This window comes from Leclercia sp. GHBNCSD (genome assembly GCF_055805075.1).
Genome location: NZ_JBQVYO010000001.1, coordinates 1300246 through 1318568 on the forward strand (window position 1 = coordinate 1300246; position 18323 = coordinate 1318568).

Below are 18323 nucleotides of genomic sequence, written 5' to 3' on the forward strand. Positions count from 1 at the left end.
AAGCGTGTGACCTGGTAAATATTTAAAGGGCATCATCTCTTATGAACGACTACGCAGAATATTTTTCTGGAGGAAACAATGAGTTTGCAGTCTGTGCGCCAGTTTTTCGCTGACCACGCCCCGGATGTTGAAGTCATCGAACTGGGTCAAAGTACCGCTACCGTTGCGCTGGCTGCCGAGGCCCACAACGTCGCGCCGGGTCAGATAGCGAAAACGCTGTCGCTAAAAATTAAAGATGAGGTGATCCTCGTGGTTGCCAAAGGCGATGCGCGTCTTGATAACAAAAAGCTGAAGCAGACGTTTGGCGCAAAGGCCCGAATGCTGAGTAGTGACGAGGTGGTGACAATCACAGGGCATCCTGTGGGTGGCGTCTGCCCTTTCGGACTGGAAACGCCGCTGGCGGTCTATTGCGACATCTCTCTCAGACAGTATGCGGAAGTGCTGCCCGCTGCCGGTGCGATCCACAGCGCGGTGCGTATTTCTCCGGAAAGAATGGCCGAGCTCACTCAGGCAACATGGGTAGACGTTTGTCTGTAAGTCCCGCGCCAGAACCGTTCTGGCGCAGACTTTTGCATGGGTTATGAAAAGTGTTGGGAAATGAAGCGCGAGTTGCGGGGATCCGGGACGGGAAAATGGGTCAGGATATCCGCTGCGTGCAGTAATCCCACGTCGGAACGCACCCCGAGCTTAATCATGGCATTGAATTTATGCGCACGAATGGTTTTGATGTTGCGATCGAGCCGGGTGGCAATTTCCGGGATGGAGAAGCCGCACGACATAAACTGCAAAATGGCGCGCTCGGTTGGGCTAAGCAGTCTTCCACGATGAATATTCCAGTGGTTATTATGCCCGTCATTAACCCGTCGGTTCTCGCTCAATATTTTGCTCAGGTGCTCCTGCAGGTCGGCGAGCGGCTCAGATTTGAGAATCACCCCATGCAGGCGTGACGGCGAAAGCTGATTAATCAGGCTCGCTTCTGCCTCATCTGATGCCAGTACGATTCGCTGAATCATGCCGTATGTGGCAGCCACTTCCTTAATACAGACCAGGCAATTACGCCGCTCTTCCCGCTCATCCGAGAGGGAGTAAATTAACGACGTGTATGGAACAAAACTAAGTGAGGACTGGAAACTATTAATGTTATTAAACAGGTGGACTTCATAATTTTTAAGTGCGGGGCTGGCAAAAAGATGCTTAAGCCCCATACCACTCATCATGCACTTTTCGACGATAGCGATATGTCTTTTGTTCGCGTTCTTTTCCATTCGTCTTGCTCTCCATAGGCAGAGAATAAACTCAGCTCTTTCATTCCCTTAGTGCTGTTAATCCACGCGTACATTTCGGCATTACTCGTTAAAGCAAGTCTTCTCATGGCACTGTTTTTTTGCGCACTTACCGTTTTATTACTCTTTTTCAGCAATGCGGCGATTTGATTAATTCCCCATCCTTTTCCCAGTAAGCGTAATACTTTGCGCTCCGAGAAGGTCAACATGACTTCATCCTGGTTGTCATATAAATCATCTGGATCGGGTATTAATAGCGTCTGGCTAATACGTTCAGCGTTTTCGCTACCCGCCTGGATAGCCTTAACCACACTTTCGACGGGCTCCATGTTGGATAGCAACGTACTTTCTGGACGCATCAAGTGCTCAACAGCGAGGGGATAAATTGCCCGAGAAACCAAAAATATCCAGTGAATATCCCGATACTGATTTTGTAATGCGTGATACTGATTGCATATATTAAGCGGATTACGCTGTTCATCTGAAATATCAACGATGACCACAACTGCGCGACGCAATTGGAGAAGCGTCAGTTCTTCATGGGTCCGACAGTAAGAACGATCGTAGTCCGGGAAATAGCGTGACATAATGCTACCGAGGCCGGTCTGCATTATGGGTGATTTTCCAATTATTATTACACTTTTACAGATCAATGACGGCATTTGCGCTCCGAATCCATTCATACGTTCATTCCACGTCGTTCATCTAACTTAATTACCTGTTTGTTTAACAGGGCGACGTAAAAATGTAATGTCTTTCCTTTTTCATTAGCTGAGCGAAATGAGAGTGCGATAAGAACCAGCATCACAAATATATACACCGCCAAAACAGCATTAATATCGCAAAATAACTCTTCAATGTTAACCTGCAGTGCATTATATTTTTAAAAAGAGAAAGTTAGATATTCTAAATATAGATTTAATAAATATGTAAATATAAAAACCATAGAAATTAATAATTAATTCGCTCAACGAAAAGTATATTTACCGCATCAATCTGCTCAAACCTTGATCTGGCCCAGAGCAAACGCTACCGGCTTGTGTGCTAAAAGTAGACATTCCGGCTATCCACCCGTCACTCTCTCCTCAGGGCAAAAGATGCAGGCAGATCAATCCTCACAACGCGCCGTCACGCGACTGTGTATTCAGTGCGGCCTTTTTTTATTGCAACACGGTGCCGAAAGCGCCCTGGTGGAGGAGCTCTCTACCCGACTGGGGCTGGCTCTGGGTATGGACAGCGTAGAGAGCGCCATCTCCTCTAACGCGATTGTGCTGACCACCATTAAAGCGGGCCAGTGTCTGACCTCAACGCGTAAAAACCACGATCGCGGGATCAACATGCACGTCGTCACCGAGGTGCAACACATCGTGATCATGGCGGAACACAAGCTGCTGGATGCGCAGGGGGTCGAAAAACGCTTCAGCCAGATCAAGCCGTTGCGCTATCCACGCTGGCTGGTAGTGCTGATGGTGGGCCTCTCCTGCGCCTGCTTCTGTAAACTTAACAACGGCGGCTGGGATGGCGCTATGGTGACCTTTATCGCCAGCACCCTCGCCATGTACGTGCGTCAGGTGCTGACGGGCCGGCATCTGCACCCGCAAATTAACTTCTGCATCACCGCCTTTGTCGCCACCACGGTTTCCGGCCTGCTGCTGCGGCTGCCGGGTTTTGCCACCACCCCGACCATCGCCATGGCCGCCAGCGTGCTGCTGCTGGTGCCGGGCTTTCCGCTGATTAATGCCGTGGCCGATATGTTCAAAGGTCACATCAATACCGGTCTTGCCCGCTGGGCGATAGCCAGTTTACTCACCCTCGCCACCTGTATTGGGGTGGTGATGGCCATGACGTTATGGGGACTTCGCGGATGGGCGTAATCGATTTTCTCTGGGCGCTGGCCCAGGACATGATGTTGTCGGCCATTCCGGCGGTGGGTTTTGCCATGGTATTTAACGTACCCCATCGCGCCCTGCCGTGGTGTGCGCTGTTGGGGGCGATCGGCCACGGCTCGCGTATGACGATGATGACCGCCGGGATGAATATCGAATGGTCGACCTTTATGGCCTCGATGCTGGTGGGCAGCATTGGGATCCAGTGGTCACGCTGGTATCTGGCGCATCCGAAAGTCTTTACCGTCGCGGCGGTGATCCCCATGTTTCCGGGCATCTCTGCCTATACCGCGATGATCTCGGCGGTGAAAATTAGCCACTTTGGCTACAGCGAAGCGCAGATGATCATGCTGCTGACTAACTTCCTGAAAGCCTCGTCAATCGTCGGCGCCCTCTCAATCGGGCTGTCGATCCCCGGGCTATGGCTCTACCGCAAACGCCCCCGGGTTTGAGAGTTGTGTTCTCCCGCTGCCGTGGTGATAATCCTCTGCTCTCATGTGGCTAAGTAAGGAGCAGATGTGTCTAACCCCGGCAGCGAAAACGCGGAAAACGGCGACGGCTCCCGCCTGAAAGACAAAATCTTCCTCAGCGCCCTCTCGCTGTTTGCCGAGTACGGGCTTAACGGCGCACGCATGGAGCAGATCGCCGAGAAAGCGGGCACCACCAAACGGATGGTGGTGTATCACTTTAAGACCAAAGAGAACCTCTACCTGCTGGTGCTGGAATATGTCTACACGCAGATCCGCGCCAGTGAGATGCAGCTCAGCCTGGATGCAATGCCGCCGGTAGAGGCGCTGGTGGAGCTGGTGGAAACCACCTTTGACTATCACGCTGACCATCCGGACTACATCCGCATTATCTGTATGGAGAACATGCAGCGGGGCCGGTTTATGCAGCAGTCGGCCTTGCTGCGCCAGGTGAACCGCAGCGCGCTGGATCTGCTGGAAACCATCCTCAAACGCGGCAAAGAGAAGCAACTCTTTAACCAGACGGTGAACGCCCGGGATTTGCATCGCCTCATCAGCAGCTTCAGCTTTCACTATGTGGCCAACAGCTACACCTTCACCCTGCTGTTTGAGGATGGCGCTGATGAACAGGCCCAGCGGCAACACTATCGAAAAATGGCGGTTCAGGTTGCCTTGCGTTATACCTGTCCTTAGCGCTTTCACCCCTGAGATAAGGAACCTACCATGTCTTTAGAAAAAGTTGTCTATACCGCCAAAGCCAAAGCTACCGGCGGCCGTGATGGTCGCGCCACCTCGTCCGACGGCGTGCTGGATGTCAAACTGGGCGTCCCCAAAGAGATGGGCGGCGCGGGCGGTGAAGTCACCAACCCGGAACAACTGTTCGCGGCGGGCTACTCAGCCTGTTTTCTCGGCGCCATGAAATTTGTGGCTAACCGCGACAAAATCACCATGCCGCAGGATGCCTTTATTGAGGGCGAAGTGGGGATCGGGCCGCTGCCAACCGGGTTTGGCATCGAAGCGAAACTGAATATTCACCTGCCAGGGATGGACGCCAGTGAGGCGAAAAAGCTGGTGGATGCGGCGCACATTGTCTGCCCGTACTCTAACGCCACCCGCAACAATATCGATGTGACGCTGAATATTATCTCCTGATTTTTCAGGGGGTCAGGGAGCGGGTTTCAGACCCCTGCCTGCCCCCTCCTCTCTGTGCTACCATAAGCCCATATCTCGTCCGCAGTAACTCAGTAGAGAAGTATTATGTCCTCCAGAATCCTGACCACCAGCGTCACTGGCATTGATGCCTTTATGCACGATCCCCGCGGCGTGCTGTCCAGGGCGCAAGGCGGTACTGTCGCCGTTTTCGCCGATAACGCACCGGCTTTTTACGCCATTACGCCGCAGCGTCTGGCCGAGCTGCTGGAGCTGGAAGCGCGCCTGGCGCGCCCGGCCAGTGACGTCACTCTGGATACTCAATTCTTCGAGGAGCCTACCAGCGCGCCGGTTGCGGTGCCGATGGGCAAATTCGCCATGTACAGTGGCTGGCAGCCGGACCCCGATTTCCAGCGTCAGGCGGCGCTGTGGGGCATTGCCCTCACCCAGCCCGTCGCCCCTGAGGAGCTGGCCGCCTTTACCGCCTACTGGCAGGCGGAAGGGAAAGTCTTTCACCATATCCAGTGGCAGCAGAAGCTGGCGCGCAGCGTGCAGATCAACCGGGCCAGCAGCGGCAACCAGGCCAGACGCGATGTGAATACCTTTTCAGAACCGGATAAACAGATCCCCCACGGATTCCGAGGTGCCAAATGAAAGAGTTCGGCGAACTGATGAAACGTCTGCAGAAGATCATGCCCGCTAACGTCAAACCGGCCTTTACCACCGGTGAAGAGCTGCTGGCGTGGCAAAAAGAGCAGGGTAAGATCCGCGCGGCGGCGCTGGCGCGGGAGAACCGCGCCATGAAGATGCAGCGCACCTTTAACCGCTCCGGCATTCGTCCTCTGCATCAGAACTGCTCCTTCGACAACTACAAGGTGGAGACCCAGGGACAACTCCAGGCTCTGCAACAGGCGCGCCAGTACGTAGAAGAGTTTGACGGCAACATCGCCAGCTTTATCTTCAGCGGCAAGCCGGGCACCGGCAAAAATCATCTCGCGGCGGCCATCTGCAACGAGCTGCTGCTGCGCGGTAAATCGGTGCTGATCATCACCGTGGCTGACATCATGTCCGCCATGAAAGATACCTTCAGCAACCGGGAGACCAGCGAAGAACAGCTGTTGAACGATCTGAGTAACGTGGATCTGCTGGTGATTGATGAAATCGGCGTGCAGACCGAATCGCGCTATGAAAAGGTGATCATTAACCAGATTGTCGATCGCCGCTCCTCCTCCAAACGCCCGACCGGCATGCTGACCAACCATAACGTTGAAGAGATGACCCGTCTGCTGGGCGAGCGGGTGATGGATCGCATGAAACTGGGTAACAGTCTGTATGTGATTTTTGACTGGGAAAGCTATCGCAGCCGCGTTACCGGTAAAGAGTATTAGGATATTTACCCAAGTCCTGCACCGTCGCGAGGTTTATACTGGCTGCCATTCCGCCCCGGCGGGCAATCGACAGAGTAGGTCTTATGAAAACACATTTTCTTCTTAGCGCCGCAGTCAGCGCCCTCCTGATGACGGGTACAGCCCAGGCGGCCTCCTCCTGGCAGGATACGCTCAACAGCGCCGCCAGCCAGCTCAGCGCGGGCAGTAGCAGCAACACCACCACTACAACCTCCCAGAGCGGAGGCCTCTCCCTCTCCTCGCTCACCGGTCTGCTCAACAACGGCACCCAGTCGCTCTCTGCCAGCAACATGAATAACGCAGCCGGGATCCTCGAGTACTGCGCCAAAGAGAAGCTGGCCTCGATGACCGACGCCACCAACATTAAAAATCAGGTGCTGGGTAAGCTGGGTCTCGACACCCAGGAAGAGCAGCAGCAGGACACTAACTATCTGGAAGGGATCCAGGGTCTGCTGAATGCCAATAACGGCGAACAGCTGAATCTGGAAACCATCGGCAACTCTCCGCTGGCGAAGAAGGTCAAAGCCCAGGCCTGTGATTTTGTCCTGAAACAGGGAATGAGCTTTATCTCCTGATCCCCGACACGCCGCGACGGCTGCCGCGGCGTTTCTCCCCTACCCCGCAGAAAGCGACGCCCGTCAAACATTCGATTTTCTAAACCAAATCCTAACAACAGCACAATTGCGTGACACTACAATTGCAGCTTGATGGCATCGCCATTACATTGGATCACCCAAAAATTAAACAGTTAATCCGCCAATCGGCGGATGCCTTTGTTGAGGATAAGCTGTTGTCAGAGTTTATTTCTGTTGCCCTGTTTATCGCCTCGGTGGTTATCTATTCCCGCAAAGCGGGTCGTAACACCTGGTGGTTTGCTGTCACCCTGCTGGTGCTGGGGCTTTTTGTCGTACTGAACATTACCCTCTACGCCAGTGACTACTTTACCGGCGACGGCATTAACGATGCTGTTCTCTATACCCTGACCAACAGTCTGACCGGTGCCGGGGTTAGTAAGTACATACTTCCAGGTATTGGTGTGGTGGTTGCCCTGGTGGCGGTATTCGGCCTGCTGGGCTGGATCCTGCGCCGCCGCCGTCATCATCCGCATCATCTCGGTTATAGCCTGCTGGCGCTGGTACTGGCCCTCGCCTCGGTGGATGCCAGCCCGGCGTTTCACCAGATCACCGAGCTGGTGAAATCCCAGTCCCGCGATGGCGATCCCGACTTTGCGGCGTATTACAAAGAGCCGGGTAAAACCATTCCGAACCCGAAACTCAACCTGGTCTATATCTATGGCGAAAGCCTGGAGCGCACCTACTTTGATAATGACGCCTTCCCGGATCTCGCGCCGGAGCTGGGTGCTATCAAAAATGAGGGGATCGATTTCAGCCACACCGCGCAGCTGCCTGGCACCGATTACACCATCGCCGGCATGGTCGCCTCCCAGTGTGGCATTCCGCTGTTCGCCCCGTTTGAAGGTAACGCTTCCGCATCGGTGTCGAGCTTCTTCCCGCAGAATATCTGTCTCGGCGATATCCTGAAAAACTCCGGGTACGAGAACTACTTCATGCAGGGCGCCAACCTGCGTTTCGCCGGGAAAGATGTGTTCCTGAAGTCCCACGGTTTTGACCATCTCTACGGTGCAGAAGAGTTAAAAACCACCGTCGCGGATCCGACCTACCGTAACGACTGGGGCTTCTATGACGATACGGTGCTGGATGAAACCTGGAAAAAATTCGAGGCGCTGTCACAGTCCGGCAAACGCTTCTCGCTGTTTGCCCTGACGGTGGATACGCACCACCCGGACGGCTTTATCTCCCGCACCTGCCAGCGCAAGCGCTATGCCCTTGACGGCAAGCCCAATCAATCCTTTAGCGCGGTGGGCTGTAGTCAGGAGCACATTGCGGCGCTGATCGAAAAAATCAAAGCCTCGCCGTACTTCAAAAACACGGTGATTGTGGTCTCTTCCGACCATCTGGCGATGAAAAACACCGCCTGGGATGCGCTGAACAAGCACGATCGCAGCAACCTGTTCTTTATCCTGCGTGGCGATAAGCCGCAGCAGGAGGTGATGGCCGTGAAGCGCAACACCATGGATAACGGCGCGACGGTGCTGGATATCCTCGGCGGGGATAACTTTATCGGCCTGGGCCGCAGTAGCCTCTCCGGGCAGTCGCTATCTGAAGTGTTCCTCAACATGAAGGAAAAAGTGCTGGCGTGGAAACCGGACGTCATTCGCCTGTGGAACTTCCCGAAAGAGCTGAAAGAATTCACCATCGACAGCCAGAAAAACATGATGGCCTTCTCCGACAGCCACTTCCGCCTGCCGCTGCTGCTGCGCGTTTCCGATAAGCGAGTGGAACCGCTGCCGGAAAGCGAATACTCGGCTCCGCTGCGCTACCAGCTGGCGGATTTCGCCCCGCGGGATAACTTCGTCTGGGTCGATCGCTGCTACAAGATGGGTCAGCTCTGGTCGCAGCCGCTGGCGCTCTCTACCGACTGGTGTGTTTCTCAGGGCCAGTTAGGCGGCGAGCAGACCGTGCAGCATGTCGATAAAGCGCAGTGGAAGGGCAAGACGGCGTTTAAAGATACAGTGATCAGCACCGATCGCTATCAGCGCAACGTCGACATGCTCAAGGTGTCCGACAACGACATCCGCTACAAGGCTGACAGCTTTGTCTTTAACGTGGCCGGGGCACCCGAAGAGGTGAAGCAGTTCAGCGGGATCTCGCGTCCGGAATCCTGGGGACGCTGGTCTAACGCCCAACTGGGTGATGAGGTGAAGATCGAATATAACCAGCCGCTGCCGGCGAAATTCGACCTGGTGATCACCGCCAAAGCCTGGGGACCAAACGCTAACAAACCGATCCCGGTACGTATTGGCGATAAAGAGCAGACCCTGACGCTGGGGAACGAGGTCACCACCACGACGCTGCATTTCGACAACCCGTCGCACAGCAGCACGCTGGTGATTGTTCCGCCTGCACCGGAGTCCACTAACGAGGGGAATATTCTCGGCCACTCTCCGCGCCAGCTGGGGATCGGGATGGTGGAGATCAAAGTGGTTAACGCGGAAGGGTAACCCCGGGAGAGGCTCGCCTCTCCCGCTTCGCAAGAAAAAAACAGCGCCCAACACCTCCCCGGGCGCTGCATGGCAACCGTTAAAAGCCAATCACGCCCTTAATCAGACCGCGATTATTAATCACCTCCGCCTCATACACTTCCGCCAGCTCACGAAACGCGTAGCGGTGGGTCAGCATCATCTCTGCCGTCAATTTGCCTTCAGCCATCAGCCGTCCCACTTTGGCGAAATCCTCCCCGGTGGCGTTGCGGCTCCCCATCATGGTGGTCTCTTTCTTATGAAACTCCGGATCGGAGAATTGCAGATCGCCCTTGTGCAGCCCGACAAAGACGATGGTGCCGCCGTGGCGGATCAAATTGACGGTATTGTTCATCGCCTGCGGATTACCGGTAGCGTCAATCACCTTCTGCGCCAGGGCCCCGTCGTATTGCGCCCGCAGCCGATCGGTAAAATCGGCTGCCGAGGGATCGAGCGCCGCTACGCCCAGAGAGCGCTGCACATGTTCTCGCCGGGCGGGACTGGTATCGGCGACCACCACCTGCGCGCCATCCGCATGCGCAATCGCCGCCGCCCCCAGGCCAATCGGTCCGGCCCCCACAACCAGCAGGTGCTCTCCCGGCTGAATGGCTGCGCGGCGTACCGCATGGGCGCTTATCGCAAACGGCTCGATCAGGGCCGCCGCCTCGGGGTCGATCCCGTCTGCGGGCAGCAGGTTGCTCACCGGCACCGACAGATACTCGCTAAAACCGCCGTCCTGATGTACGCCGATCACCGAGATAGCTTCGCAGCAGTTGGTTTTGCCGCTCAGGCAGGCCGGACACTGCTGGCAGGCGACGTAAGGAATGACGGCTACCTGCTGGCCTTGATGCAGCGTGCGAATATTTTTGCCGATCCCTACCACCTCGCCACATATTTCATGCCCAAGCACGCGGGGATAATTAAAAAAGGGTTGATTGCCGCCCCAGGCATGTATATCGGTCCCGCAAATGCCCACCGTTTTTATTTTTATCAGCGCCTCATCATCGCCGGGAACGGGCACTTCCCGCTGCGTCCAGAGTAATTTTTTCGGTTCCTGACATACCAGCGTATTCATCGTCATCATTTTTTGTTTCTCCCGTTCTGTCGTGGTTTCAGATATTGATGAAAACGCAAAATAACGGGTGGGCAATAAAGGGATTTGTGAATTGCCGCGCATAAAGCCGTTTTAAATAGGGTTTTAATGCCCCCTTTTCTGCCAGAAGGAATCTTTCATGAGCCGTTCGCAAAATTTGCGTCATAACGTGATTAACCAGGTGATCGACGACATGGCGAGGGGCCACATTCCGTCACCGCTGCCCTCACAAAGCGCGCTGGCGGAGATGTACAACATCAGTCGCACCACCGTGCGCCACATCCAGGCCCATCTCTGCGACTGCGGCGTACTGACGCGGGTGAACAATGACTACGTGATTGCCCGCAAGCCCGACGCCAGCGATGGCTTCAGCTGCGAGATCGCGCCGCTGGCCGAGCAGACCCGGCTTTTTGAGCAGAGCTTTTTGTCGATGATCAACCAGCGCATTCTGCGTGCCGGAGAGGCCTTTTCGGAGCTGGCGCTGGCGCGTAGCGCAGGCGTCAGCCCGGTGGTGGTAAGGGAGTACTTACTTAAATTTAGCCGCTACAACCTGATCGAGAGCGAAAAGCGCGGCCAGTGGCGAATGAAGCAGTTTGACCAGTCGTGGGCTGAGCAGCTATTCGAGCTGCGCGAAATGCTCGAAACCCACGCCCTGCAGCATTTCCTCAATCTGCCCGACAGCGACCCGCGCTGGCTCCAGGCCCGCACCCTGCTGGAGGAGCACCGCGCCCTGCGCGACAGCATCGGCGACAGCTTCCGCCAGTTCTCCCGGCTGGATCGCGACTTCCACTCCCTGCTGCTCTCCGCCGCCAACAACATCTTTTTCAACCAGTCGCTGGAGATCATCTCATTCATCTTCCATTTCCACTACCAGTGGGACGAGAGCGACCTGAAGCAGCGCAATATCATCGCCATCGATGAGCATATGACCATCCTTAGCGCGCTTATCTGCCGCAACGATCTGGATGCCAATCTGGCGATGCGTAATCACCTGCATACCGCGAAGCAGTCGATGATCCGCTCCATTAACCAGAGCGCGACGGTCTTTTATTAAGTACCGATTAAAAACAGCAAATCTTTACGGACAGCACGCTTCCGCGATCGGACACACGCGGGAAAATAACGGCTGCCTATGCTCACCGGGAGTCGACTTAATTTTTTATTGCGCGGTGAGGAATGCGGATATTCCATCACTTATCGTTATAGATATTTCTCTAATAAAAGATCAGAGAATACCCCTACAATAATTCAGGAGTCCGGCGTGGAAAAAAGCAATATAACTCTCGACCCGCAGACCACCTTTGACAAAGAAAAGACAACAGATATTTCTCTGCCGCCAACAGGTGCTATTCAGCGTAGCGCGCGAATAAAGCGCATCCAGACGACAGCGATGCTGTTATTGTTTTTTGCCGCGGTCATTAATTATCTCGATCGCAGCTCGCTGTCGGTGGCAAATCTTACCATTCGCGAGGAGCTGGGTCTCAGCGCCACCGAGATCGGCGCCCTGCTATCGGTGTTCTCGCTGGCGTATGGTATCGCCCAGCTGCCCTGCGGCCCGCTGCTGGACCGCAAAGGCCCGCGCCTGATGCTGGGGCTGGGAATGTTCTTCTGGTCGCTGTTCCAGGCGATGTCCGGAATGGTTCACAGCTTTACCCAGTTCGTGCTGGTGCGCATCGGGATGGGGATTGGCGAAGCGCCGATGAACCCCTGTGGCGTAAAAGTAATTAACGACTGGTTCAACATCAAAGAGCGTGGCCGTCCGATGGGCTTTTTCAACGCCGCCTCGACCATCGGCGTGGCCATCAGCCCGCCGCTGCTGGCGGCAATGATGCTGGTGATGGGCTGGCGCGGGATGTTTATCACCATCGGCGTATTGGGTATTTTCCTCGCTATTGGCTGGTACATGCTCTATCGCAACCGCGAGGAGCTTGAGCTGAGCGGCGTCGAGCAGGCGTACCTCAACGCCAGTAGCGTTAACACCCGTCGCGATCCCTTAAGCTTTGCTGAATGGCGCAGCCTGTTCCGCAACCGCACCATGTGGGGAATGATGCTGGGCTTTAGCGGCATCAACTATACCGCCTGGCTCTATCTGGCCTGGCTGCCGGGCTATCTGCAAACGGCCTATAACCTGGATCTGAAAAGCACCGGCCTGATGGCGGCCATTCCGTTTCTGTTTGGTGCGGCGGGGATGTTAGTCAATGGCTTCACCACCGATGCGCTGGTGAAACGCGGCATGGCGCCGGTACGCAGCCGTAAGCTGTGCATTATCAGCGGGATGCTCTGTTCGGCGGCCTTCACCTTCGTGGTACCGGAAGCGACCACGGCGATGAGTGCGGTACTGCTGATTGGGATGGCGCTGTTCTGCATCCACTTTGCGGGCACATCGTGCTGGGGATTGATTCATGTGGCCGTGGCATCACGGATGACCGCCTCGGTAGGCAGCATTCAAAACTTCGCCAGTTTCATCTGCGCCTCGTTTGCCCCGATTGTCACCGGGTTTATCGTCGACACCACCCACTCGTTCCGCCTGGCGCTGATCATCTGCGGCTGCGTCACGGCGCTGGGGGCGTTAGCCTATATCTTCCTGGTGCGTCAGCCGATCAGCGATCCGCGTCAGCAGTAATAGTGCCGGGTGGCGGCTTCGCCTTACCCGGCCTACAAAATCGTAGGCCCGTGCAAGCGCAGCGCCGCCGGGCACAAAAACAGCGCCCTGCCTGAACAGGGCGCTATTCACATCAGAAGGTTTCCCAGTTGTCACCGCTGTCGGTAACCGCCGCTTTGCGCGTCGTTACCGGCGACGTCACGGTTTTCACCGCCGCGTGTGCATGGGCTTTCTGCTGCTCCTGCTGAATGCGGAACACCGCCACTGCCTGAGTCAGACGGCTCGCCTGCTCTTCCAGTGCCGCTGCCGCAGCCGCAGATTCCTGCACCAGCGAGGCGTTCTGCTGGGTGACGCGATCCATCTCGGCCACCGCCAGACCCACCTGGTCGATCCCGCGGCTCTGCTCATCAGAGGCAGAGGCGATCTCACCCATAATGTCGGTTACGCGGGTCACCGCGCTGACGATTTCACCCATGGTCTCACCGGCGCTTTCCACCAGCGTGGAACCCACTTCGACGCGACCCACGGAGTCCTCAATCAGGCTCTTGATCTCGCGTGCGGCCTGGGCGCTGCGCTGGGCCAGGTTACGGACTTCACCCGCGACCACCGCAAAACCACGCCCCTGCTCACCGGCACGCGCCGCTTCTACCGCCGCGTTCAGCGCCAGGATGTTGGTCTGGAAGGCAATACCGTCGATGACGCTGATGATGTCAGCAATCTTCTGCGAACTTCCGGCGATGTCACGCATGGTTTGCACCACGTTATCCACCACTTTGCCGCCTTTCTGCGCGGTTTCGGATGCGCTCAGCGCCAGATGGCTCGCCTGACGGGCGTTCTCGGCGTTCTGCTTCACGGTGGCGGTCAGCTCTTCCATGCTGGCTGCGGTCTCTTCCAGCGAGGCCGCCTGCTGCTCGGTACGGGAGGAGAGATCGTTGTTACCCATGGAGATTTCGCTCGCGCCGCTGTAGATGGCATTAGCGCCATTACGCACGTCGCCGACGGTACGCATCAGTTCAGCCTGCATGTGACGCAGCGTATCGGCCAGCTGCCCCATCTCGTTAGAACCTTCCACTTCGATGCGTTTCACCAGATCGCCGCCGGCGATATGACGAATGCTGTCAGTCAGACGGTTCAGCGGAGAGATCAGGGCGTGACGGATACCCAGCCACACGCCGACAATCACCACCAGCACCAGGATCAGCACGCTGAGCAGGATCCAGAGGGCCTGGCTGTAAGAGCTGTTGCTGTCGTCCACGGCGGTCTGATACAGATGATCGTTCTGCTGCAGATAGTTAACGTACTGCTTCTCAAAGCCATCCTGGTAGCTCTGGGTCGGCTGATCGAAGAACTCATTGATCTTGCCTGCGCCCAGCAGCTGGATCAGTTCGGCCAGCGCACCATGATAGATATCGTAGTTACGTTTAATTTCCAGCGCGGCGCCTTCACTCTGACGCGGGTCACGCGGCAGGGCTTCGTACTCCGCCCAGCTTTTTTCCGCCTGCTTCAGTGAAGCAGCAGCAATCTGCATCAGATCGTTCACGGTGGCACCGCTACCGATGTTGTTCTGATCCATCATGTAGCGGATGCCCGCGCGGTTCAGGGTGTTACGGGTTTGCAGCAACGCTACCCAGCTGCTGTTAAGCGTGGATTGTTGCTGACGAATGGTTTGCAGGACGGTGAAGTTTTCTTTGTCATGCTTCAGGGCATTAAAGAAAAGACCACCGGATGTGAGCTGTAATAGGCCAAAAATAACCAAAACCAGCAATAAGCTGGTAACAATCTTGATACGATTTAACATGATTTCTCATTCCACCAGACAGGTACAGAATTTTCGGCCTGGAATGGGAAAACTTTACGGAAATTGTGTTGATGACCGAAGCGATCTACTCCTCTTCCTGGCTGTTAGCCTGCCCATCGCCCAGCGCAATAAACTCCTGTAGCAGCGCCGTCAGCTGCTGCATTTTTTCCGGCGTGTACCGCGCCTCAATCTGCTGATAGGCCTCTTCCACCCGCGCCTGGGCGCGTTCATACAGGGCGTTCCCCTCTTTGGTGAGGGAGACATAGAGCTTGCGCTGGTCGTTGAGCGGCTTTAAGCGCAGCACCAGCCCGTCGCGCTCCATACGCGTCAGGATCCCGGTCAGGCTCGGGCGCAGAATACAGGTGCGGAAGGCCAGGTCATGAAAATCCATCGACGGATGCTCCGCCAGCACGCGCACGATCCGCCACTGCTGCTCCGTCAGATTCTGCTGCTTGATAATCGGGCGAAAAAAGGTCATCGCGGTTTCCCGCGCCTGGAGTAGTGCGATAGTTAACGAATCGTGCATGGCGCTCCCACCTCAACATCATTAATAACGAAACAATCAATGCATAACGCTCTCTCTGCGCACCAGCGGCGCGACTGAAAAGTCTAACAGATATCACATTAAAATATTAACTCACTGATATATATAATAAATAAAACGTAAATGTAAATTTATTGTTATCACTATCACAAAATATTCACTTTTGTTTGCCAAACAGACAGCGAGGGACTAAAAAGTAATCATTAACATATTAATGAACTCAAAACCCGCGACCCGGGCCCGAGGAGAAAGTAATGAAAGGTACTGTTTTTGCGGTGGCACTCAATCACCGCAGCCAGGTCGACGCCTGGCGCGACGCGTTTAACCAGCCCCCGTACAACACGCCACCGAAAACCGCCGTCTGGTTTATCAAACCGCGCAACACTCTGATCCGCGCCGGCGATGCTATTCCGCATCCTGAAGGGGAACAGGTGCTGAGCGGCGCGACGGTGGCGCTGATTGTCGGCAAAACCGCGAGCAAAGTCAGCCCGGAAGAGGCCGCCGACTACATTGCCGGGTACGCGCTGGCAAACGAGGTGAGCCTGCCGGAAGAGAGCTTCTACCGCCCGGCAATCAAAGCCAAATGCCGGGATGGATTTTGCCCGCTGGGTGAACTCGCCGCCGTCGACAACGTGGATAACCTGAACATCATCACCGAGATCAACGGTCGCGAAGCAGACCACTGGAACACCGCCGATTTGCAGCGTAACGCCGCTGAACTGCTGAGCGCCCTGAGTGAGTTTGCAACGCTCAACCCCGGCGACGCGATTCTGCTCGGCACCCCGCACTCGCGCGTGCCGCTCCAGCCAGGCGACCGCGTGCGCATTCTGGCAGAAGGCTTTCCGGCGCTGGAAAACCCGGTTGTCGATGAACGCGACGTCGCCATCGCTCAGGGTGTAAATCCTCACCCCACGCTGTTTGCCCTCGGCCTGAACTACGCCGATCACGCCAGCGAGCTGGACTTTAAGCCCCCCACCGAACCGCTGGTCTTTATCAAAGCGCCCAACACCTTCAACGGTGACAACCAGACTTCGGTGCGCCCGGACAACGTCGACTACATGCACTACGAAGCGGAGCTGGTGGTGGTGATCGGCAAAACCGCGCGTAAGGTCAGCGAAGCTGAGGCGATGGATTTTGTTGCGGGCTACACGGTCTGTAACGACTACGCCATCCGCGACTATCTCGAAAACTACTACCGCCCGAATCTGCGGGTCAAAAGCCGCGACGGGTTAACCCCCATCAGCCCCAACATCGTGCCAAAAGCAGCCATTCCCGATCCGCATAATCTCACCCTGCGCACTTTCGTCAACGGTGAATTACGTCAGGAAGGGACCACGGCGGATCTGATCTTCAGCATCCCGTTCCTGATTGCTTACTTAAGTGAATTTATGACCCTGCAACCGGGGGACATGATCGCCACCGGCACGCCGAAAGGGCTCGCCGACGTGCGCCCGGGAGATGAAGTGGTCGTGGAAGTGGAAGGCGTTGGCCGTCTGGTCAACCGGATTGTCAGCGAGGAGGCCAAATAATGAAAAAGATTAACCACTGGATAAACGGTAAAAACGTGGCGGGTAGCGACACCTTCCACACTACCAACCCGGCTACCGGCGAGGTGCTGGCGGAGGTGGCTTCCGGCGGCGCAGATGAGATCAACCAGGCCGTCGAAGCAGCTAAAGCGGCGTTCCCGAAATGGGCCAACCTGCCGATGAAAGAGCGCGCGCGCCTGATGCGTCGCCTGGGCGAGCTGATTGACCAGAACGTGCCGGAGATCGCCGCGATGGAGACCGCGGACACCGGTCTGCCGATCCACCAGACCAAAAACGTGCTGATCCCGCGCGCCTCGCACAACTTCGAGTTCTTCGCCGAAGTGTGCCAGCAGATGAACGGCAAGACCTATCCGGTCGACGACAAGATGCTGAACTACACCCTGGTGCAACCGGTGGGGGTCTGCGCCCTGGTCTCGCCATGGAACGTGCCCTTTATGACCGCCACCTGGAAGGTCGCCCCCTGCCTGGCGCTGGGTAACACCGCGGTGCTGAAGATGTCCGAGCTGTCGCCGCTCACCGCTGACCGCTTAGGCGAGCTGGCGCTGGAGGCGGGTATTCCGGCGGGGGTGCTGAACGTGGTGCAGGGCTATGGCGCCACGGCAGGCGACGCGCTGGTGCGTCATCACGACGTGCGGGCCGTCTCCTTTACCGGCGGCACCGCCACCGGACGGCGCATCATGCAGAGCGCCGGGCTGAAAAAATACTCCATGGAGCTGGGGGGCAAATCGCCGGTGCTGGTGTTTGAAGATGCCGATATCGAACGCGCCCTGGATGCCGCCCTGTTCACCATCTTCTCCATCAACGGCGAACGCTGCACCGCGGGCTCGCGCATCTTCATCCAGCAGAGCATCTACCCGGAATTCGTCAAACGCTTCGCCGAGCGCGCCAACCGCCTGCGGGTGGGCGATCCGACCGATCCGAATACCCAGATCGGGGCCCTTATCAGCCAACAGCACTGGGAGAAAGTCTCCGGCTATATCCGCCTGGGCATTGAGGAGGGGGCGACCCTGCTGGCGGGCGGCCCGGATAAACCGGCGGATCTGCCTGCCCATCTGAAAGGCGGCAACTTCCTGCGCCCAACGGTGCTGGCGGATGTCGACAACCGCATGCGCGTGGCGCAGGAGGAGATCTTCGGCCCGGTGGCCTGCCTGCTGCCGTTTAAGGACGAAGCGGAAGGGCTGCGCCTGGCGAACGACGTGGAGTACGGCCTGGCGTCCTACATCTGGACCCAGGACGTCAGCAAGGTGCTGCGTCTGGCGCGCAATATCGAGGCGGGCATGGTGTTTGTGAACACCCAGAACGTGCGCGACCTGCGCCAGCCGTTTGGCGGCGTGAAGGCCTCCGGCACCGGACGCGAAGGCGGCGAGTACAGCTTTGAAGTCTTCGCCGAGATGAAAAACGTCTGTATCTCGATGGGCGACCATCCGATCCCGAAGTGGGGAGTATGA

At 56.4% G+C, this 18323-nt stretch carries 18 protein-coding genes; 13 read left to right on the top strand and 5 right to left on the bottom strand.

Annotated features, from left to right (window positions below; genetic code table 11):
• Nucleotides 1–78: 78 nt before the first annotated feature.
• Nucleotides 79–537, top strand: a complete 459-nt coding sequence (locus ACT3IC_RS06390) for a YbaK/EbsC family protein (RefSeq protein ID WP_156653886.1) — start codon at nt 79–81, stop codon at nt 535–537.
• Nucleotides 538–578: 41 nt separating this feature from the next.
• Here the strand turns inward: ACT3IC_RS06390 and bglJ are convergent, their stop codons facing one another.
• Both bglJ and ACT3IC_RS06400 read right to left on the bottom strand, forming a co-directional pair.
• Entirely contained in the window at nt 579–1214 is a 636-nt protein-coding gene (gene bglJ / locus ACT3IC_RS06395; RefSeq protein WP_103178159.1) for a DNA-binding transcriptional activator BglJ, read from the bottom strand.
• On the bottom strand, nt 1214–1945 hold the full coding sequence (locus ACT3IC_RS06400) for a helix-turn-helix transcriptional regulator (RefSeq protein ID WP_103181025.1): 732 nt from the start codon (nt 1943–1945) through the stop codon (nt 1214–1216). Before ACT3IC_RS06400 ends, bglJ begins: the two co-directional genes overlap by 1 nt.
• Nucleotides 1946–2380: 435 nt before the next feature.
• Between ACT3IC_RS06400 and ACT3IC_RS06405 the strand changes: the two genes are divergently transcribed.
• The 8 genes from ACT3IC_RS06405 to opgB all read left to right on the top strand — a co-directional run bounded on the left by ACT3IC_RS06405 (nt 2381) and on the right by opgB (nt 9273).
• Nucleotides 2381–3157, top strand: coding sequence for a threonine/serine exporter family protein (locus ACT3IC_RS06405; protein ID WP_103178158.1), 777 nt, complete (start codon nt 2381–2383; stop codon nt 3155–3157).
• Nucleotides 3148–3621 carry a threonine/serine exporter gene (locus ACT3IC_RS06410; RefSeq protein ID WP_103178157.1) on the top strand — a complete coding sequence of 158 codons (474 nt, stop codon included), beginning with the start codon at nt 3148–3150 and terminating at the stop codon, nt 3619–3621. Before ACT3IC_RS06405 ends, ACT3IC_RS06410 begins: the two co-directional genes overlap by 10 nt.
• A 66-nt stretch (nt 3622–3687) precedes the next feature.
• Nucleotides 3688–4329, top strand: coding sequence for a TetR family transcriptional regulator (locus tag ACT3IC_RS06415; RefSeq protein WP_156653884.1), 642 nt, complete (start codon nt 3688–3690; stop codon nt 4327–4329).
• A gap of 30 nt (nt 4330–4359) precedes the next feature.
• Entirely contained in the window at nt 4360–4788 is a 429-nt protein-coding gene (locus ACT3IC_RS06420) for an organic hydroperoxide resistance protein (protein ID WP_103178155.1), read from the top strand.
• Between the two features lie 105 nt (nt 4789–4893).
• Nucleotides 4894–5439, top strand: a complete 546-nt coding sequence (gene dnaT / locus ACT3IC_RS06425) for a primosomal protein DnaT (RefSeq protein WP_103178154.1) — start codon at nt 4894–4896, stop codon at nt 5437–5439.
• On the top strand, nt 5436–6173 hold the full coding sequence (gene dnaC, locus ACT3IC_RS06430; protein WP_103178153.1) for a DNA replication protein DnaC: 738 nt from the start codon (nt 5436–5438) through the stop codon (nt 6171–6173). Before dnaT ends, dnaC begins: the two co-directional genes overlap by 4 nt.
• 83 nt (nt 6174–6256) lie before the next feature.
• Entirely contained in the window at nt 6257–6766 is a 510-nt protein-coding gene (locus ACT3IC_RS06435; RefSeq protein WP_263951463.1) for a YjjA family protein, read from the top strand.
• A gap of 215 nt (nt 6767–6981) precedes the next feature.
• Complete coding sequence (gene opgB / locus ACT3IC_RS06440) at nt 6982–9273, top strand: phosphatidylglycerol--membrane-oligosaccharide glycerophosphotransferase (protein ID WP_103181024.1); 2292 nt, start codon at nt 6982–6984, stop codon at nt 9271–9273.
• 79 nt (nt 9274–9352) lie between these two features.
• Here opgB and ACT3IC_RS06445 read toward each other — a convergent pair whose 3' ends face one another.
• Nucleotides 9353–10375 carry a zinc-binding alcohol dehydrogenase family protein gene (locus tag ACT3IC_RS06445; protein ID WP_156653882.1) on the bottom strand — a complete coding sequence of 341 codons (1023 nt, stop codon included), beginning with the start codon at nt 10373–10375 and terminating at the stop codon, nt 9353–9355.
• A gap of 148 nt (nt 10376–10523) precedes the next feature.
• Here ACT3IC_RS06445 and ACT3IC_RS06450 point away from each other — a divergent pair, with 148 nt between their 5' ends.
• Nucleotides 10524–11438, top strand: coding sequence for a GntR family transcriptional regulator (locus tag ACT3IC_RS06450; RefSeq protein WP_103178151.1), 915 nt, complete (start codon nt 10524–10526; stop codon nt 11436–11438).
• A gap of 207 nt (nt 11439–11645) precedes the next feature.
• On the top strand, nt 11646–13007 hold the full coding sequence (locus ACT3IC_RS06455) for an MFS transporter (protein WP_473476724.1): 1362 nt from the start codon (nt 11646–11648) through the stop codon (nt 13005–13007).
• Nucleotides 13008–13119: 112 nt separating this feature from the next.
• Here the strand turns inward: ACT3IC_RS06455 and tsr are convergent, their stop codons facing one another.
• Together tsr and hpaR are read right to left on the bottom strand one after the other, a co-directional pair.
• Nucleotides 13120–14784 (bottom strand): methyl-accepting chemotaxis protein, encoded by a 1665-nt coding sequence (gene tsr, locus ACT3IC_RS06460; protein ID WP_473476726.1) that lies wholly within the window; start codon nt 14782–14784, stop codon nt 13120–13122.
• An 85-nt stretch (nt 14785–14869) separates the two neighbouring features.
• On the bottom strand, nt 14870–15310 hold the full coding sequence (hpaR, locus tag ACT3IC_RS06465; protein WP_473476729.1) for a homoprotocatechuate degradation operon regulator HpaR: 441 nt from the start codon (nt 15308–15310) through the stop codon (nt 14870–14872).
• A 272-nt stretch (nt 15311–15582) separates the two neighbouring features.
• Between hpaR and hpaG the strand changes: the two genes are divergently transcribed.
• Both hpaG and hpaE read left to right on the top strand, forming a co-directional pair.
• Nucleotides 15583–16857: a 4-hydroxyphenylacetate degradation bifunctional isomerase/decarboxylase gene (gene hpaG, locus ACT3IC_RS06470; protein ID WP_473476732.1), complete on the top strand. Its 1275-nt coding sequence runs from the start codon at nt 15583–15585 to the stop codon at nt 16855–16857.
• Nucleotides 16857–18323: a 5-carboxymethyl-2-hydroxymuconate semialdehyde dehydrogenase gene (hpaE, locus tag ACT3IC_RS06475; RefSeq protein WP_290503530.1), complete on the top strand. Its 1467-nt coding sequence runs from the start codon at nt 16857–16859 to the stop codon at nt 18321–18323. Before hpaG ends, hpaE begins: the two co-directional genes overlap by 1 nt.

Excerpts from the sequence above, each read along its gene's own strand:
- ACT3IC_RS06390 (WP_156653886.1), top strand. The coding sequence starts at position 79 with ATGAGTTTGCAGTCTGTGCGCCAGTTTTTCGCTGACCACGCCCCGGAT.
- bglJ (WP_103178159.1), bottom strand. The coding sequence starts at position 1,214 with ATGAGTGGTATGGGGCTTAAGCATCTTTTTGCCAGCCCCGCACTTAAA.
- ACT3IC_RS06400 (WP_103181025.1), bottom strand. The coding sequence starts at position 1,945 with ATGCCGTCATTGATCTGTAAAAGTGTAATAATAATTGGAAAATCACCC.
- ACT3IC_RS06405 (WP_103178158.1), top strand. The coding sequence starts at position 2,381 with ATGCAGGCAGATCAATCCTCACAACGCGCCGTCACGCGACTGTGTATT.
- ACT3IC_RS06410 (WP_103178157.1), top strand. The coding sequence starts at position 3,148 with ATGGGCGTAATCGATTTTCTCTGGGCGCTGGCCCAGGACATGATGTTG.
- ACT3IC_RS06420 (WP_103178155.1), top strand. The coding sequence starts at position 4,360 with ATGTCTTTAGAAAAAGTTGTCTATACCGCCAAAGCCAAAGCTACCGGC.
- dnaT (WP_103178154.1), top strand. The coding sequence starts at position 4,894 with ATGTCCTCCAGAATCCTGACCACCAGCGTCACTGGCATTGATGCCTTT.
- dnaC (WP_103178153.1), top strand. The coding sequence starts at position 5,436 with ATGAAAGAGTTCGGCGAACTGATGAAACGTCTGCAGAAGATCATGCCC.
- ACT3IC_RS06435 (WP_263951463.1), top strand. The coding sequence starts at position 6,257 with ATGAAAACACATTTTCTTCTTAGCGCCGCAGTCAGCGCCCTCCTGATG.
- ACT3IC_RS06445 (WP_156653882.1), bottom strand. The coding sequence starts at position 10,375 with ATGATGACGATGAATACGCTGGTATGTCAGGAACCGAAAAAATTACTC.
- ACT3IC_RS06450 (WP_103178151.1), top strand. The coding sequence starts at position 10,524 with ATGAGCCGTTCGCAAAATTTGCGTCATAACGTGATTAACCAGGTGATC.
- tsr (WP_473476726.1), bottom strand. The coding sequence starts at position 14,784 with ATGTTAAATCGTATCAAGATTGTTACCAGCTTATTGCTGGTTTTGGTT.
- hpaR (WP_473476729.1), bottom strand. The coding sequence starts at position 15,310 with ATGCACGATTCGTTAACTATCGCACTACTCCAGGCGCGGGAAACCGCG.
- hpaG (WP_473476732.1), top strand. The coding sequence starts at position 15,583 with ATGAAAGGTACTGTTTTTGCGGTGGCACTCAATCACCGCAGCCAGGTC.
- hpaE (WP_290503530.1), top strand. The coding sequence starts at position 16,857 with ATGAAAAAGATTAACCACTGGATAAACGGTAAAAACGTGGCGGGTAGC.